We start from the raw sequence: 16,992 nt of genomic DNA on the forward strand, positions 1-16,992 counted from the left end.
TATGATTGAAATCAGCAAAATATCAAAACGTTATCAAGACACAACCGTTCTCGATAATATTACAACAACAATTCAACGTGGCGGTATTACTTCGATCATAGGCCCTAATGGCGCAGGTAAATCCACACTACTTTCTGTTATTGGACGTCTATTACTTCCTGAAAGTGGCATGGTGAGCGTTAATGGTATGGATGTTGCTGCAACTGATAGTGATGTTCTTGCTAGAAATCTTTCAATACTGCGCCAAGAAAACCAGTTTGTTAGCCGTTTAACCGTAGAAGAATTAGTTGGCTTTGGTCGCTATCCTTACAGCAAAGGTCGTTTAACGCTCGATGATAAAAAAGTCATTGATGAGTCATTAGACTTTTTAAATTTGACTGAATTTCGTCACCGTTATCTAGATGAATTATCGGGTGGGCAACGTCAACGTACCTATGTTGCGATGGTGCTATGCCAAGACACAGAATATGTCATGCTTGATGAACCACTGAATAATCTTGATATGAAGCATGCGGTAATCATGATGAAACTTCTGCGAAAAGCAGCAGATGAGTTAGGAAAAACCATTATTATCGTTATTCATGATATCAATTTTGCTTCTGTTTATTCTGACTATATTTTAGCCATGCGTAACGGACAACTGTATTATCACGGTTCACCAAAAGAGATCATGAAAGCAGAGATTATCGAAGATATTTTCGATACACCCGTTAACGTTAAAGAGCTAGATAATAAGCTAATTGCTATGTATTACTAATTCCATTTAGCCCTATTATCTTCAATAAAAAGCATGTTGTTCTTCTTATTAACAACATGCTTTTTTATTGCCTTTTCCCTTGCTGAAGTAACTCTGAATCAATATCTTCAAAGATAGATTGCCATTCGTTATCATCAATATCCATTAATCCAAAATAGCGCAGTAAAAAAGCGCCTTCTGTCGCTAAAAATGCCAATCTTGCCCGTTTTCCAGCTTCTGTTGTCATATCTACACCTGCTAATCGTTGCTGATACCACTCTTTTGTACTTTGTAGATATTCAGGCGTTTGCAGCAATGCTGCCATCAAACTCGCTCCTTTAGCAAAAGAGACTTTGTCATGATTATGAGTGGCATGAATATGTGCAGTGACTCGATTTTCAGGTGAGTTATCGTTTTCAACGATCTCTTTAAATTTAGTTTCGTAGCTTCCTTCCCAATGCTCAAACATCGCATCAATCATTGCTTCTTTGCTGCTAAAACAGTATTGAACGCCCCCTTTTGAGATCCCCATTTTTTTGGCAACAGTATCAATCGTTAATGCTGCCGCTCCTTGCTCCATGACAATGTCGAAGATAGCTTCTAACAGTTTTTCTCTATCAATGGTTCTTTGACGTCCCATAAAAAACCTCTTTTCAATACGGTTGTATGGATTTATATTATAGCCGCTAGTAAAAATAATACTCATAAAATAACCGAGATTTATATGCTCAAAGATTATAAACGTTGGATAGTATTACTTTTGGTATCTAGCATGCTGTTTCTCATTGTTGTTGATGTAACGGTGCTTTATACCGCATTACCGCGTTTAACTTATGATTTAAACGCAAGTGCTTCAGAAAAACTTTGGATAATGAATGCTTATCCATTAATTGTTGCTGGATTATTACCCGCAGCAGGTATGCTAACCGATAGAATTGGTCATAAGACGCTGTTTATCTGTGGTCTTCCTCTTTTTGCGATTGCCTCTCTATGTGCTGCTTTCTCACCGACAGCAACCACTTTAATTGCTTCTCGAGGTTTTTTAGCCGTGGGTGCCGCAATGAGTATGCCTGCAACACTATCAATCGTACGCCAAGTTTTTAGCGATCCACAAGAGCGAGCTATTGCGATTGGCATTTGGTCTGCAGTTGCTTCTGGCGGAGCTGCTTTAGGACCTTTAATTGGTGGCATGTTACTTGAACATTTTTGGTGGGGTTCTGTCTTTTTAATTAACGTCCCTATTGTGCTTATTGTCTTGCCGTTCTCTATTTGGCTTATTCCTAAATTTTCGGGATATGGTGATCATAAAATTGATTATTTAAGTTCAGTACTCATTTTAGTGGGTTTGATCAGTGCTATTTATGCCTTAAAAGAGATAGGAAAACCTTATACACAGTGGAATGAAGCGACGATTGCCGCCATTATTGCCGTAGTTTTCCTCACTCTATTTACTCTACGCCAACGTAAACAGATTCACCCGATGATTGACTTTAGGTTATTTAAAAACCGCTTTTTTAGTATCGGTATTTTAATGGCCGTACTTTCTATGGTGATCATTGTAGGCATTGAATTATTGCTTAGCCAGCGTTTACAGCTTGTTGCGGGGTTTACTCCACTGAATGCAGCGCTAGTCATTTTACCTATTCCTATTGGCTCTGTACTTGCTTCTCCCTTGGCAGGTTATTTCTTGGTTCGTTTAGGTGAAGTTCGCTTAATTATTGCCGGATTTATGCTTACTTTGGTGGGAAATCTGTGGTTAATTGCTGTTTATCAAACAACATCTCCAATGGTGTTAATCGGTAGCTTATTCTTAATCGGCTTTGGTTTAGGCATTATCTTTACCACGGCATCTACGTCAATTATGTTGAGTGTTGCAGATAGGCAAGCGGGAATGGCGGCATCAATTGAAGATGTAGCTTATGAGCTCGGTAGTGTAATTGGTGTGACATTTATGGGCAGTTTGATGAGTACAGTGTACACCTTAAAACTGATATTACCTGACTCATTAACAATTGATAATGCGGTATATGACAGTTTAGATGAAGCTCTTATTGTGGCAGAAAAATTGCCAAATGACATGGCTTCTCTCGTGATATCTCAAGCAAATACCGCCTTTGAAAATGCCTTTTTTGTCGTGCTAACCGCGACCGCAATTATTACGGCACTTAGCTTAGTGGTTCTACCTTATTGTTTACGGAATGAGGTGCGAAAGTAAAATTGTTTTGATAATAGCTATTTGCACATTTTTGTAGAAATTAAAAAAACAAAAGGAGAGCTTAAGCTCTCCTTTTTGGTATTTATCTACGACAACAATATGTTGAAGGATTAGCCACTGCCTAATCGACTGATATTTGCTCTTTACAAGCTGACCTCAGCCAGGTGCTTACGCGGATCCCATCTGGATTTTAAGAGCGAGGAGACTTAAGCACACTCTGTAACATTTTTATATCTTTTTATCTTGATATTATCAAGACTTTTGATTTTATCGTCTCATTGAGCTAAATAGGCAAATAGCATGTATGACTGCATTAGGATATTGTAGTGCCATAATCTTTCTTGCTGTAGTTAATGTTGTTCCTGTAGCCATAAGATCATCAACAAGTAGTATTCTTATTCGCTCAGGGGATGATGATACTTGCTCATTTAAAATAAATGGTGGAAATATATCTCGAAATTTAGTCGGAATTCCTTTTAGTGAAAAATCACCATTAATTCCAACTTCTCTTGCTTGTATTTTAATTTTAAAATCAAGACTCTTAGTTTCTTTAACACTAATATTCGCGTTATCAAGAAGTTGGAAAGCATTATTAACTGTTATTTTTCTTAGAATATTAGATAAATGTAACGCATTAAATTTTTTTGCCGACCGTTTTGCTATGATATAACTAATATTATGAGCTGATGGCATTGATATTATTAATTGATACCCTTGAGATTCGAGCTCCATAAATTTTGTGCAAATAATTTTAAAACTATTATTAAGTTTTTTTATACTCGAAATATTTGTATATAAGCCATTTTTTCTTTTTAATGCATAAATTAAAGGACAGTTATCTCCTAGGTGACGTTATTTTCTGTCACGACTTTGTTTACCTGAAAGAAATTGTCGTTTAAAAATTGCATAAATTTTTAAACCATTCGAATATTCAATAGTTGGATTTCCTTTAGATTGAGTTGTTAACCAATCAGAGCAATCATGATCCACAATAACACATTGTTCTTTAAGAATTAATCCCACTAACATATCTCTATACCAAAAGAGAGCAAAGTATAACAGAGATAAAATAATAGGACTATCTTCTAAAGAAGATATTTATTAAGAAGACTATCTCTACTTATTTAAATAAAATTAACATCTAACTTAAAATAAGAGTATATCTATTTTTAAACTCAAAAATTATCTAAATTATCCATATTTAATTTAATTAGAGAATTATTTTATTATTCATATTAAAACCGATCAATATCCAGTGCATCCATACTAAAATGCGAAGGTGATTGTCCCATCTGCTTTTTAAACATGGTTGAGAATGAACCAGCACTGTTATAGCCCAAATCAAAGGCAATTTCAGTAATTCCCCGTCCTGATAAGATTTGTGTTAATGAATTTAATAAGCAGACTTGTTGTCGCCATTGTGAAAATGACATTCCTGTTTGCTGACGAAAAAATCGGCTAAAAGAGCGCTCACTTTTATGTAATTTATCTGCCCACTGTTGCGGTAAAGAATCTATTTTAGGATTACGGATAAAATCACGGCATAATTTAGCTAATTTACTGTTTTGTGGAATAGGCGCAAAAAACGGTAATGGTTTTGCTTTCGCTAATTCACATAGGATTAGCTGCATTAAAAGACCATCTCGCCCTTTTTTGTCATATTCCGCAGGTACATCAACAGCTTCAAGTAACAACTGACGAAAGAGAGGAGAAACACTTAACACTTCACACTGTTTACTGTGACGAGGAGCAGCTGAAGGCTCGATATACAAGCTTCGTGTACTCACATCTAACATACGAGTTTCATGCCCTGTTTCTGGCGGTATCCATACGCCACAAGACGGTGGAATAACCCACTCACCATCATCGGTACTCACTTCAATTAAGCCTGTGGCAGGATATAAAAATTGAGCTCGACGATGTTGATGCGTTTCTAACAACGTATTAGGCAGATAGTCTGTACCTAGCGCAATAACATCTCGGTCAAGTGAATCAACGCTTTTTAAAGGTACATTTCTCACAATTTGAACCACTCTCTTTTTATTTTCGTCCTTTTAATATAGCAGTTATCCCACACTCTACACACTGGCAAATAATAACCTATATAATTAAAAACGTTATATATTTAAATATATAACTAAAATACCTTATGCGAAATTTCAACCTTCTTGATATCTATTTAACAAACCCTATTAACAATCAAAAAACGAGCTTTTAACACCTCTCGTAAATAGGCTGAAATTCAAATGTCATTGTCTGGTTTTAGAATGTTGGCAAAAGATTAATCAACTACTATCCCTCTCGCAGAGGTTGTTTCGAGCATTCTGCAATTATCTATGCATTCAATAATAATGCAGCGGATACCAGACATTCCCTTTATTCATAGCCTAGAAAAATCACGCACATTCTTTATATCAAGTATCGGGTATATCGGGATCCGCCTATTATGTTTAAGGTAGAGTTCATTATGAGCAATCAGTCCGATCACGATAGTGATACAAAGAGCATTCTCAACGATGTTAGCCGCCGTCACTTTATTCAAGCGAGCTCAGCATTAGTCACCCTTCCTTTTCTCGCATCAAACTCTTTTGCTGCGACAACAGATAACGCTATCCCAGTAAAATCAATAACAACCGAAGATGGAGAGCGTGTTGTTTCAACCTGTAGTAGCTTTGACTGTGGAGGTAAATGTGACATTCGTGCTCATGTAAAAGATGGTAAAGTCACCCGTATTAGCACACGCCCAGATGCTGATTTAGATGAAGAGATGCCCATTATGCGCGCCTGTGTACGAGGTCGTGGTTATCGTAAATTTGTCTATCACCCAGACCGTTTAAAATACCCAATGAAACGCGTTGGAAAACGTGGCGAAGGCAAATTTGAGCGCATCAGTTGGGAAGAAGCCACCACGCTTATCGCACAAAATATGCAACGCATTAACCAGCAATATGGTCCAGCGTCTCGCTTTGTGAGTTTAAGTACGGGCGTTACTGGCGGTATTTTCTCAGGTGCGAATATGTTACGTCGCCTGTTTAATATCACTGGCGGTTTTCTGGAAAACTATCACTCTGTCAGTAACGGTAATACCCTTGCGGTCACGCCTTATACATACGGTACCGCAGCCAGTGGCAGTACATTAGATACGTTAGAAAATACCCCTCTCGTGATTTTATGGGGTCATAATCCTAACGAAACTATTTTTGGTCATTCAAACCATTTTTTCCAAAAAATGAAGAAAAACGGCACTAAATTTATTGTCGTTGACCCTCGTTATTCTGATACCGCCTCTTCTTTAGCTGATCAGTGGATCCCTTTATTACCCACGACAGATAACGCGATGATGGATGCGATGATGTATGTCATCGTCAGCGAAAACCTGCATGACCAAGCCTTTATTGATAAATACACAATCGGCTTTGATGAGCACCAAATGCCAGAAGGTGTGGGTGAAAATGAGTCTTTAGTTGCCTATTTAATGGGTAAAAAAGATGGCATTAAGAAAACCCCTGAATGGGCTGAAACCATCACTAAAGTACCTGCCGATACTATTAAACAATTAGCTCGTGAATACGCATCGACAAAACCGGCTGCATTAATGCAAGGCTGGGGTCCTCAACGTCATATTTGTGGTGAACGGACGGCGCGTGGCGCTACTTTACTCGCTACTATCACGGGGAATGTGGGAGTGCGTGGTGGTTGGGCTGCGGGTTATGGCATGGCATTAAATTCTGAACTGCGTAAAACCATCGCAGGGCCAAGCCTATTAACCAACCCAGTAAAAGCGAAAATTAATATCACCAACTGGGTGCAAGCGTGTGAAGATAAAAACTTAGTCACACCACAAAATGGGTTACTGAATGCTGAGAAACTTGATACTGAAATCAAGATGATTTTCTCTATGGCCGGTAACTACATGACGAACCAAAATACCGATATTCTTCATGCCGCCAAAGTACTTGAGGATGAATCGAAAGTAGAATTTATTGTTTGTAGTGATCTCTACCTGACGCCAAGTGCGAAATATGCCGATATTTTACTGCCAGAAACCAGCTTCTTAGAACGTTGGAACATCGGTGGTACATGGAGTTATGGCGACTACATTATTCTTTCTGAAAAAGTGATTGAACCTGAGTTTGAGCGTCGTACTGACTACGATTGGTTACGTGAAGTTGCTGATAAATTAGGCGTGGGCGAACAATTTAGCGAAGGTAAAGAGACCGATCGCGATTGGATTGAATATTTAGTCAATGATGCAAGTGCTAAACGTCCTGAAGACGGTATTCCAACCTTTAAAGAGCTATTGGTTAAACGTCGTCATCTATTAAAACATCGTCCTCATACTCAAAATGTGGCGTTTGAGAAAAATATCCAAGATATCGAGAATAATCCATTCCCAACGCCATCAGGCAAAATTGAGATTTTCTCTAAGCGTTTATATGACATGAATAATGTCGATATTCCTGCACTCTCTCATTATGTACCCGCTATTGAGGGTCCTGAAGATACGTTAACAGATAAATTCCCGTTACAACTTATCACATGGAAAGGGCGTAACCGCGCAAACTCAACGCAATTTACCAACCCTTGGTTGCAAGAAGTACAACGCCAAGAACTCTGGTTAAACCCGTTAGATGCCCAAGATAGAAACATCAAAGAGGGCGAGAAAGTCAAAGTGTATAACGATCGCGGGGTAACGATGGTTCCCGTCAAGTTAACACAACGAATTATGCCTGGTGTCGTCGCCTTGCAAGCAGGTGCTTGGTGGCAACCTGATGCAAAAGGCATAGATCAAGGTGGATGTGCCAACGTATTAACATCATCCCGTAGCACCGCAATGGCACACGGCAATGCTCACCAAACATTATTGGTCGAGGTAGCAAAAGCATGAGTAAATTTATCGTTTATCCCGCTGTGAGCAACAAACAGTTAGGATTTTATATCGACAGCGCTCGCTGTTCAGGTTGTAAGGCGTGTCAGGTTGCCTGTAAAGATAAAAACAACCTTGATGTCGGACGCAAATTTCGTCGTGTCTATGAAATTACGGGCGGTGGTTATACCCGTAATCCTAAAGGCGCACTGGTCAATAATGTCTTTGCTTACACGTTATCTATTTCTTGTAACCATTGTGACGATCCGATTTGCGTTAAAAACTGCCCAACCACAGCAATGCATAAGCGTGAAGGTGACGGCATTGTGATGGTAGATACAGACAAATGCGTCGGTTGTGGTGCTTGTGCGTGGTCTTGCCCTTATGGCGCGCCACAGATGAACCCAGAAACCAAACAGATGTCGAAATGCGACTTTTGTATCGATTTACAGCAAAAAGGTGAACAACCAGTTTGTGTCGCTACTTGTCCGTTAGGTGCAATCCAATTTGGCCCTATTGATGAACTACGTGAACGCTATGGCGATTTAGATTATGTCACGGGTTTACCTTCCCCTGAAATAACGCATCCAAACCTTGTTATTAACCCACATCAGGGTGCCAATAATGACGGAATTAATAATAAGGGAGAAAGAAAATGAATGAATGGTCATTATTAATCTTCACATTTATGATGAATGCGGCCATTGGTCTTGCGCTAATAACAGGGCTTTTTACTCGCCGCCTTTCTCATTATCTCAATGCAGAAAGCTACTATCGCTTTATGCTATTGGCCTTATTTGTTATTTGTGGACTAGCAGGTTTAGGCTCTATTGCCTCAATCACTCACTTAGGTGTGCCATTAAATGCCCCAAATGCGATTAGAAATGTTTTTTCCGCTTGGCTAAGTCGTGAAGTTGCTATCACAGCTATTTTTGTCGGTTGTCTAGGCTTAACCTTTTTATGGCTCTGGCGCACTCGCAAACTCTCAATGCTGTTATTAAGTACCAGTATTCTGATTGGGTTATTTGATATTTATTGCATGGCATCAATTTATCGCCACACCTCCATTTTGACATGGATGGATAACAATACGTATGTGATGTTCTTCGGGGCAATGTTAACGCTAGGTGCTGCAATTTTCTTTTTATTGTTCAAAATAGTGCAACGTGTCGGAAATAAGCTAGGTATTGAAATACCACAAACCTCTTTCCCAATGCGTTGGAAATGGCAACTATGGGGAATAATGGCAGTTAGCTTAATGGGTCGATTATTGTATCAACCTTTTTATGAGCAATATTTAACTAGCACTCTATATAGCCAAAAATCGGTGACATTCCCGTTATCACCTATTCAAGTCTATTACTCCATTGGTTCGTTACGGACTACATGCTGGATCTTAGCAACCTTTGCAGTATTGGCTTGTGGTTATAGTTTAGTGAAATTCCTAACCCCTGAAAATCAAGAGAAATCCACTGAGTCTATTTTTGCACTTGGCTGTGTTATCGCAATTATCGCTGACTTTATGTTGCGCTATGTTTTCTACTCAATTCACTAATTGCCATTGAGTATGTCGTTTAAATAATAAAAAAAACAAACCTCATTAATCGGGGTTTGTTTAAGGAAATATCAAAATTATGAGCAGACTCTCTTATTATGCGGCTGCATTTAATTTATTGGGAATTTGTTATTTGTTCCCACCTGATGATGACACCAATAAAACTGCACTCAACTTTTTTAAAACTGGGGATTTTGTAGCACAGTGGCCTTGTAAAATTGAAAACCGCCTGTGTGAACGTTTAATTGATTCTGTGTCTATCGATACAGAGCAATTAAAAAACCAATGGCAAAATCTTTTTGTTGGCCCTAATGCGTTGCCTGCACCCCCTTGGGGTTCGGTCTATTTAGATCCTGAAGGCTTATTACAAGGGGATTCTACCCTTGCGCTGAGTGAATTTTTAAAACGGGAACGCTTAAAAGTAAACACGCCTTTTCCAGAGCCTGTTGATCATATCGGTTTGATGTTATTTCAAGCGGCAGTATTGGCATCAGAAAAAAGAGAAGACGCGGTTAATGAATTATTTTCCCTTCATTTAACGACATGGCTACCTCACTATTTAAATAAATTAAAAATGAGTGGGTATAGCCAATTTTATAGCACATTAACAGAACTGGTAACCATCACGGTGAACGCATTCAGAAAATAGAAATTTATTAACAATTTATCATCCTAACATAATTATTTAAGGTAATTTGGACCACGCACCCAAATTACCTTTTTTCATTTAGAACATCCCTTTTAAAATTATGATAATTTTAATCCCAAGCGTTTTGTTAAACGACGTAGGTTAGCTGGATCAAGTGATAATTCTCGCGCGGTTGCCGCCCAATTTTGGTTATTACGTAGCAATGCTTGTTTGATTAAGTCTCGCTGAAATTCGTCCGTTGCTTCTTTTAGATTTTTTTCTTCTGAAGGTAACGTTTGAGAACCAGAGTGAACTGGATTTTCAGCCCCTAAAGCAAAATGGCTCACTTGTAAAATAAGGCTATCAGTTTTATTTCCCGCTCTGGCTAAAACAATCGCTCGATGAATGGTGTGTTCTAATTCTCGCACATTACCTGGCCAAGAATAGTGTAATAAATAAAGGCGTAATTCTGGGCTAATAATCACTTGAGTAAGATTAAAACGTTGACGATATTGTTCACAAAAATAACCTACTAATAGCAGAATATCTTCGTCTCTTTCTCGTAATGGAGGCACATGCAGAGGGAAAATACTTAAACGATGAAATAAATCAGCACGGAAATTCCCCGCTAATACTTCTTCCCATAAATCACGATTTGTTGCTGCTAATACACGCACATTAACGCGTAAATTACGATCATCACCAATACGTTGAATATCACCATATTGTAAGACACGCAGTAATTTGGCTTGCAGTGATAATGATAACTCCCCTATTTCATCAAGAAATAACGTTCCGTTATCTGCCATTTCAAATTTACCACTACGATGACTAATTGCTCCTGTAAAAGCCCCTTTCACATGACCAAATAATTCACTTTCCGCCACGCTCTCAGGCAGTGCGGCACAATTTAAATAGACTAACGGATTATCTGCACGATTAGACATTTCATGAATGGCTTTTACCACCAGCTCTTTACCCGTTCCCGTTTCGCCACTCACTAAAATATTCATATCTGCGGGTGCAACAATTTCTATCTCTTTTTTCAGTTGCATCATTGAAGGCGATAAACCAATAATTTCTGTTTTTACTGTGGGCTTAAACGTATTGGTTGGCGTAAATAACATATTTTGATTTTCAAGTTGCTCAATCAATAATGCATTATTTAATGCCCCTGCGGTTAATGCAGCAATTAAACGTAATTCTTCATCACTAAAGGTATCAAACTGATGAGGATCCATTCCATCAAGCGTTAACGTACCAATTAAGTCTTGTCCCGCAAATAACGGCAATCCCACACAAGCATGCACTTTTAAATGCTCTCTATCCGGAATAAGCCCATCATAAGGATCGGGTAAATCACTATCCGCAGGAAAACGAACAACATCCCCAGCACGCGCAATAGTTTCAAGGCGTGGATGCCCTTCAAGTAAAAAACGCCGCCCTAATACATCAGGCACAAGACCATCTATCGCCAATGGAATAAACTGATGAGGCTCATAACGAAGCAGAGCGGCCGCATCGCAATTTAGCACTTGCCGAAGCGTGGTCACAAGGCGTTGAAACCTATCTTGATGACCCACATCTTTTTGTAATTCAATGGCAATTTTAGCCAGCACATCAACAGAAAAGCCCATAAAAACACCTCATAGTCATTATGACTGTTATTATGGTCATTTTGACATGATAAAGATAGTCATATTGACAATACATAAATAGCCAATAAAACAAAAGACGTTATAAAACAACAAATTAAAAACTGGCACGCTTCTTGATTATATCAATACATATCCCTATGAAAAGATTAATGAGAAGGAACAATACAAAATGGCTATTCATGTTAAAAATAATGTTAATTGGGTTGGACAACGTGACTGGGAAGTTCGTGATTTTCATGGCACTGAATACAAAACATTATTAGGCAGTAGCTACAACAGTTACCTAATACGTGAAGAAAAGAATGTGCTTATTGATACGGTCGATCATAAATTTAGCCGTGAATTTGTGCAAAATTTACGCACGCAAATTGATCTGGAAGAGATTGATTACATTATTATTAATCATGCAGAAGAAGATCACGCAGGCGCACTCACTGAGCTGATGTCTTTTATACCTAATACCCCGATTTATTGCACAGCAAATGCGATTGATTCAATCAATGGTCATCACCATCACCCTGAGTGGAATTTTAATATCGTTAAAACAGGCGACAGCTTAAATATTGGTAATGGCAAACAACTGATTTTTGTTGAGACACCCATGCTTCATTGGCCTGACAGCATGATGACCTATTTAACGGGAGATGCGATTTTATTTAGTAATGATGCCTTTGGTCAGCACTATTGTGATGAACGGTTATTTAACGATGAAGTTGACCAAACTGAATTATTTGAACAATGCCAACGCTATTATGCCAATATTCTGACGCCGTTTAGTCGCCTTGTAACACCCAAAATTAATGAAATTTTAGGCTTTAATTTACCTGTCGATATGATTGCAACCTCTCACGGTGTGGTATGGCGTGATAATCCAACACAAATCGTTGAATTATATCTAAAATGGGCAGCAGACTATCAAGAAGATCGCATCACTATTTTCTATGACACCATGTCAAACAATACACGAATGATGGCAGATGCGATTGCACAAGGTATTAACGAAATTGACCCTAACGTGTTTGTAAAAAGCTATAACGTCGCCAAAAGTGATAAAAATGACATCATCACTAGTGCTTTTCGTTCTAAGGGTGTGCTAGTCGGTTCATCGACAATGAACAATGTCATGATGCCAAAAATTGCCGCCATGCTGGAAGAGATGACTGGCTTACGTTTTCGTAATAAAAAAGCCGCTGCTTTTGGCAGTTATGGTTGGAATGGCGGTGCCGTAGATCGCATTCAAACCCGTTTAATGGATGCCGGATTTGAAACCGCATTAGCGCTAAAAACCAAATGGCGCCCAGATATGCAAGCACAAGAAATTTGTCGTGAATATGGTCGTGAAATTGCACGCCAATGGGCTTTAGCGCCACTTCCTGCAACCCAATCTTGTTGTACAGTCTCATCACAACCTGAAGTTGCCACAAATATTGAAGCTGTCGATTTAGGTCCTTGTATGCAATGCAGTGTGTGTCAATGGATTTACGATCCTGCAATTGGTGAACCGATACAAAATGTTCAACCTAATACGCCGTGGAGTGAAGTACCTGATAATTTCTTATGCCCTGAATGTTCATTAGGAAAAGATGTCTTTGATGCACTTGCCAAGGAGGCAAAATGAGTAAAGACCTTCTCAGTAATGGGATTGTCATTATTGGCGCTGGCTTTGCTGCGCGCCAATTAGTGAAAAATATTCGCAAATTTAATGCAGATATTCCTATTACCCTAATTGCATCAGACAGTATTGATGAATATAACAAACCCGATTTAAGCCATGTAATCAGTCAGGCACAAAGTGCCGATGATTTAACGAAACAAACAGCTCAAGACTTTGCACAACAATATCAATTAGCAATTCATCCTTATACGCAAATTACGGATATTAATACGGATGAAAAACGTATTCAGAGCATGCAAGGCGAACAATGGTATTACGATAAATTAATATTAGCCACTGGTGCCAAAACCTATTGTCCGCCAATTTCAGGGCATGAGTTAATGTTGACGCTCAATAGCCAACAAGAGTACCGAGCTTATGAAACGCAAATTCATCACGCTAAACGTATATTAATTTTAGGTGCTGGGTTAATTGGTACTGAATTAGCGATGGATTTTAGTCGCGCAGGTAAAGAAGTGATCCTTGCTGATATTTCTGGCCAATTATTATCGTCGCTGATCCCAGCTGATCTCAGTGGTCGTTTACAATCAAGCCTAACAGAAATTGGTGTGCGTTTAATGCTCAAATCACCGTTACAGTCATTAACACAAACCGATAACGGAATTTTAGCGACATTTAATCAACATCATCAATTAACCGTTGATTGTGTTATTGCCGCGACTGGGCTTACACCAAATATAGAGCTTGCTCATCTTGCAGGTTTACATACTGACCGTGGGATTATTGTGAATGAATATCTGCAAAGTAGTGATAAAGATATTTATGCCTTAGGTGACTGTGCACAAATCAACGGTAGCTTATTGCCTTTTTTACAGCCAATACAATTGAGTGCAATGCATTTAGCAAAATCACTTGTAGGTGAAAATAATGCACCACTTAATCTACCGCCAATGATTATTCGGGTAAAAACACCTTTAATGCCACTGCACCTTGCCGGTGAAACCGCACGTAAAGATTTAACGTGGAATATTAGTACAACACAATCGGGCATTATCGCTAAGGGCTTTGATGAAAATAATGAATTACGTGCCTTTGTGGTAACAGAAGAGCAGGTAAAAGAAGCGTTTGCTTTGCTAAGAGCACTGTCCGCTTAATTTAAATAAATAGACTCTAAAAAGTATCTCTTCCCTAAGTTTGGCCTCTTAAACGACAAAAAGCACCTCAAGAGGTGCTTTTTGATCCTTACGATCTGACCATATATCAGGGTGCAGCGCAGGCGATGTTCGATAATTTATAGAGCAGGACCGCTCATACCAGCTCTAGCGCAAATAATATACTGATAATAATGAGCATGATCAACAGTAACTAAATTATTAGATATATCAATAACAAATCCCACAAAAACTCCCTAAAAGAAAACACCTTTTTAATCTCGTACCTTTGTTATCTCTATTAATAAAAACTGATTCACCGCTCACCTTGAGTATCTATCAACAAACGCTGATTTATATAATCGATAGTCTCATCTATCGTCATAATATTATTAACGACATTCGTAATACCTTGTCCGATAATAATTTCGGCTTGGCGTAAATTAAATAACTTGCCATTAGGTACCGAAGATTCTCGTATTCCCTTATTAATTTCTTGATAAGCCAATGTCATCCATGGGTAACGATGGCTAATTTCTTGGTTATGGCTGAAATTTTGATGATTACTGTTTCCACCTAATAAAATAAGGTGATCCATCACCATTGGGGAATAAAGCCAACGATAAAATTGCTCTGCATATTGTGATTTTTGGCTATAACGTGAAACGCCTAATACGCCACCGCCTAATTGTGGAATACTTCCGGGCACAGGTGCAAAACCTGTTTTAGGTAAAATATTGCTATGAGCGACATCGTTAAATAAATTCATATAAGCGATAAGCATAGCAAGATGACCTTGCTCAAATTGTCTAACTGATTCACTCCACCATTTATTATCAATATTTTCGGTGATCGACAATTGCTGTAGATATTCTTCTAATATTTCACCCGCTAACGGCATTGCTAATCTAGGAATATTATTACGTCCTATTAAACGCCCACCTTTTGCGTAGTAACGTAATAAATATTCTGTTGCAATGAGCCCTGCACTCCCTAATGTTGTTGAAGCGCCCATTGGACGATTTAATTGCCCTTCTTCATGCTGTTCAGTAAAAAACTGCGTTACATTATCGTATTCTTCGAACGTCGCAGGCACCGTTAATTCATTACCGGTTTTTTCGTAATACATTCTTTTTAGAATAGGATCTTCAAACAAGTCTTTTCGATAAAACAGAAGTTGCGCACTGGCATCAAAAGGCATGGCATAAGCAACATTATTGACTAAACTAAATTTCTGTTGAGTGGGCAATGAGAAATTATTTAATAAATCCGTTAGTCCATTACCGATCTTATCTAATGGCTGCAATATTCTTTCCGCAAACCAAGGAAAACACGCCATATCAATACGCAGCAAATCATAATATGGATGTAAATGTAGCTGACTCAATATTTGATAAACTTCATCATAAGGGTGTATCGCCAAATTAACTTTAATTCCTGTCTGGCGATAAAAATGGGGCAATAGTTTTTTTAATGCACTGGTTGAAGGACTAGGCAGAATAAGCAAATTAAGATTTATATCTGCTTTATCCTCACATATAACCGTAGCGGTTTGCGTATAAAGATGATCACTTTGATTACGCACATAAATGGCATTATTTGCTGTTATCTCTCCCTCATCGGCATCTTGCATTAGCGCATCAATTACTTCTAACCCAAGTTGGGCATAGTTCATTGGAAAGTAATACAACCCTTTTAATACAGGTGGAATATTATCGCTCAATGCAAAAATAGGCGGGCAATCATTATGGCTACCGAAATAACTGGCTTGTGTTAAATAACGTGCTTTTTCTATATCTTGAGCAATAAATATGTCTGGAATTTGCTCCATAGAAAAGAAATCAAACGCAATTTTATAGCTCTCTTCATCTGACGCACAAAGTACCACATTTTTTTTATTTGGTGCGTACTTCAGAAGTCGATTTTGTAATTCATTAACAAAAATCTGATTATTTAAATAATCACTGTTGCCAATAAAAATGCCGACCAATTTACCGACAGTTTTTGCTACCTGTTGGCAAATAGCCTCTGCCGCTTGAGCAAAATCGAGTGTAAAAAAACGTTGTGTATTGAGTGGTTGGCGATAAATAAATGCAATTTGAGAAGGGGATAATTTTAACGTGTCAAAATAGATATTCGCATCATTAAGGCAACTCACAGTGATCACTTGCTTATAACCACCTGCTGCAATTTTCTGTAATAGCTCTAACTCTGTGGTTTCAAGGTCATCCGTTAAAAAAAGATCGTAAGTAACCTCAGGAAAATGAGCGATAGATTGTCTTAAAGAATTAAAGAAAACAGCATATTTTTCAGAAACTAATTGAGGTAAAAGTATCGCAATTTTATGGCTTTTATTGGTTCTTAACAATTGAGCCTGTGTATTTAATTGATAACCCATTTGTTTGGCGGCTTGATACACAGCTTCAATTTTCTCAACGCTTACATTTCCACGCTTGTTCAATACGTTAGAAACCGTACCATGAGAAACACCTGCTAATTTTGCAATATCTTTTATCGTTGCCATAGACCTTTTTCCATCTCAATTTCCGCTTTCACTAGCATACCTG

At 38.3% G+C, this 16,992-nt stretch carries 12 protein-coding genes and 1 pseudogene; 8 read left to right on the forward strand and 5 right to left on the reverse strand.

The window, feature by feature from the left end:
* The first annotated feature begins 1 nt into the window (after position 1).
* Positions 2–757, forward strand: coding sequence for an iron ABC transporter ATP-binding protein (locus ACWPWK_RS09420; protein WP_109373746.1), 756 nt, complete (start codon positions 2–4; stop codon positions 755–757).
* Between the two features lie 64 nt (positions 758–821).
* Here the strand turns inward: ACWPWK_RS09420 and ACWPWK_RS09425 are convergent, their stop codons facing one another.
* Entirely contained in the window at positions 822–1,376 is a 555-nt protein-coding gene (locus tag ACWPWK_RS09425; protein WP_109373747.1) for a TetR/AcrR family transcriptional regulator, read from the reverse strand.
* A gap of 84 nt (positions 1,377–1,460) precedes the next feature.
* Between ACWPWK_RS09425 and ACWPWK_RS09430 the strand changes: the two genes are divergently transcribed.
* Complete coding sequence (locus ACWPWK_RS09430) at positions 1,461–2,951, forward strand: MFS transporter (protein ID WP_109373748.1); 1,491 nt, start codon at positions 1,461–1,463, stop codon at positions 2,949–2,951.
* Positions 2,952–3,218: 267 nt separating this feature from the next.
* On the opposite strand, the pseudogene ACWPWK_RS09435 reads toward ACWPWK_RS09430, so the two are convergent.
* Positions 3,219–3,974 (reverse strand): annotated as a pseudogene (locus tag ACWPWK_RS09435) (hypothetical protein).
* A 212-nt stretch (positions 3,975–4,186) separates the two neighbouring features.
* Positions 4,187–4,972: an AraC family transcriptional regulator gene (locus ACWPWK_RS09440; protein ID WP_109373769.1), complete on the reverse strand. Its 786-nt coding sequence runs from the start codon at positions 4,970–4,972 to the stop codon at positions 4,187–4,189.
* A gap of 446 nt (positions 4,973–5,418) precedes the next feature.
* Between ACWPWK_RS09440 and ACWPWK_RS09445 the strand changes: the two genes are divergently transcribed.
* From ACWPWK_RS09445 to ACWPWK_RS09460, 4 genes are all read left to right on the forward strand, one after another.
* Positions 5,419–7,839: a DMSO/selenate family reductase complex A subunit gene (locus ACWPWK_RS09445; protein WP_109373749.1), complete on the forward strand. Its 2,421-nt coding sequence runs from the start codon at positions 5,419–5,421 to the stop codon at positions 7,837–7,839.
* On the forward strand, positions 7,836–8,477 hold the full coding sequence (locus ACWPWK_RS09450; RefSeq protein WP_075673997.1) for a DMSO/selenate family reductase complex B subunit: 642 nt from the start codon (positions 7,836–7,838) through the stop codon (positions 8,475–8,477). The genes ACWPWK_RS09445 and ACWPWK_RS09450 overlap by 4 nt, the downstream gene beginning before the upstream one ends.
* Positions 8,474–9,373 (forward strand): dimethyl sulfoxide reductase anchor subunit family protein, encoded by a 900-nt coding sequence (locus ACWPWK_RS09455; protein ID WP_454208776.1) that lies wholly within the window; start codon positions 8,474–8,476, stop codon positions 9,371–9,373. Before ACWPWK_RS09450 ends, ACWPWK_RS09455 begins: the two co-directional genes overlap by 4 nt.
* Before the next feature lie 79 nt (positions 9,374–9,452).
* The gene (locus ACWPWK_RS09460; RefSeq protein ID WP_109373751.1) at positions 9,453–10,022 is read left to right on the forward strand and encodes a molecular chaperone TorD family protein; all 570 of its coding nucleotides are present in this window, start codon (positions 9,453–9,455) and stop codon (positions 10,020–10,022) included.
* A gap of 98 nt (positions 10,023–10,120) precedes the next feature.
* On the opposite strand, the gene norR is transcribed toward ACWPWK_RS09460, so the two are convergent.
* On the reverse strand, positions 10,121–11,638 hold the full coding sequence (gene norR, locus ACWPWK_RS09465) for a nitric oxide reductase transcriptional regulator NorR (RefSeq protein ID WP_109373752.1): 1,518 nt from the start codon (positions 11,636–11,638) through the stop codon (positions 10,121–10,123).
* A gap of 190 nt (positions 11,639–11,828) precedes the next feature.
* Between norR and norV the strand changes: the two genes are divergently transcribed.
* Both norV and norW read left to right on the forward strand, forming a co-directional pair.
* Positions 11,829–13,277, forward strand: a complete 1,449-nt coding sequence (gene norV / locus ACWPWK_RS09470) for an anaerobic nitric oxide reductase flavorubredoxin (protein WP_109373753.1) — start codon at positions 11,829–11,831, stop codon at positions 13,275–13,277.
* A complete protein-coding gene (gene norW / locus ACWPWK_RS09475) occupies positions 13,274–14,428 on the forward strand; it encodes an NADH:flavorubredoxin reductase NorW (RefSeq protein ID WP_109373754.1) in 1,155 nt (384 codons plus the stop codon). Before norV ends, norW begins: the two co-directional genes overlap by 4 nt.
* A 313-nt stretch (positions 14,429–14,741) precedes the next feature.
* Here norW and ACWPWK_RS09480 read toward each other — a convergent pair whose 3' ends face one another.
* Positions 14,742–16,949 carry an extracellular solute-binding protein gene (locus ACWPWK_RS09480; RefSeq protein WP_109373755.1) on the reverse strand — a complete coding sequence of 736 codons (2,208 nt, stop codon included), beginning with the start codon at positions 16,947–16,949 and terminating at the stop codon, positions 14,742–14,744.
* Positions 16,950–16,992 lie beyond the last annotated feature (43 nt).

The organism is Proteus sp. Marseille-Q3619, from assembly GCF_965283115.1.

Coding starts and splice junctions, on each gene's coding strand:
- ACWPWK_RS09420 (WP_109373746.1), top strand. CDS start 2: ATGATTGAAATCAGCAAAATATCAAAACGTTATCAAGACACAACCGTT.
- ACWPWK_RS09425 (WP_109373747.1), bottom strand. CDS start 1,376: ATGGGACGTCAAAGAACCATTGATAGAGAAAAACTGTTAGAAGCTATC.
- ACWPWK_RS09430 (WP_109373748.1), top strand. CDS start 1,461: ATGCTCAAAGATTATAAACGTTGGATAGTATTACTTTTGGTATCTAGC.
- ACWPWK_RS09445 (WP_109373749.1), top strand. CDS start 5,419: ATGAGCAATCAGTCCGATCACGATAGTGATACAAAGAGCATTCTCAAC.
- ACWPWK_RS09450 (WP_075673997.1), top strand. CDS start 7,836: ATGAGTAAATTTATCGTTTATCCCGCTGTGAGCAACAAACAGTTAGGA.
- ACWPWK_RS09455 (WP_454208776.1), top strand. CDS start 8,474: ATGAATGAATGGTCATTATTAATCTTCACATTTATGATGAATGCGGCC.
- ACWPWK_RS09460 (WP_109373751.1), top strand. CDS start 9,453: ATGAGCAGACTCTCTTATTATGCGGCTGCATTTAATTTATTGGGAATT.
- norR (WP_109373752.1), bottom strand. CDS start 11,638: ATGGGCTTTTCTGTTGATGTGCTGGCTAAAATTGCCATTGAATTACAA.
- norV (WP_109373753.1), top strand. CDS start 11,829: ATGGCTATTCATGTTAAAAATAATGTTAATTGGGTTGGACAACGTGAC.
- norW (WP_109373754.1), top strand. CDS start 13,274: ATGAGTAAAGACCTTCTCAGTAATGGGATTGTCATTATTGGCGCTGGC.
- ACWPWK_RS09480 (WP_109373755.1), bottom strand. CDS start 16,949: ATGGCAACGATAAAAGATATTGCAAAATTAGCAGGTGTTTCTCATGGT.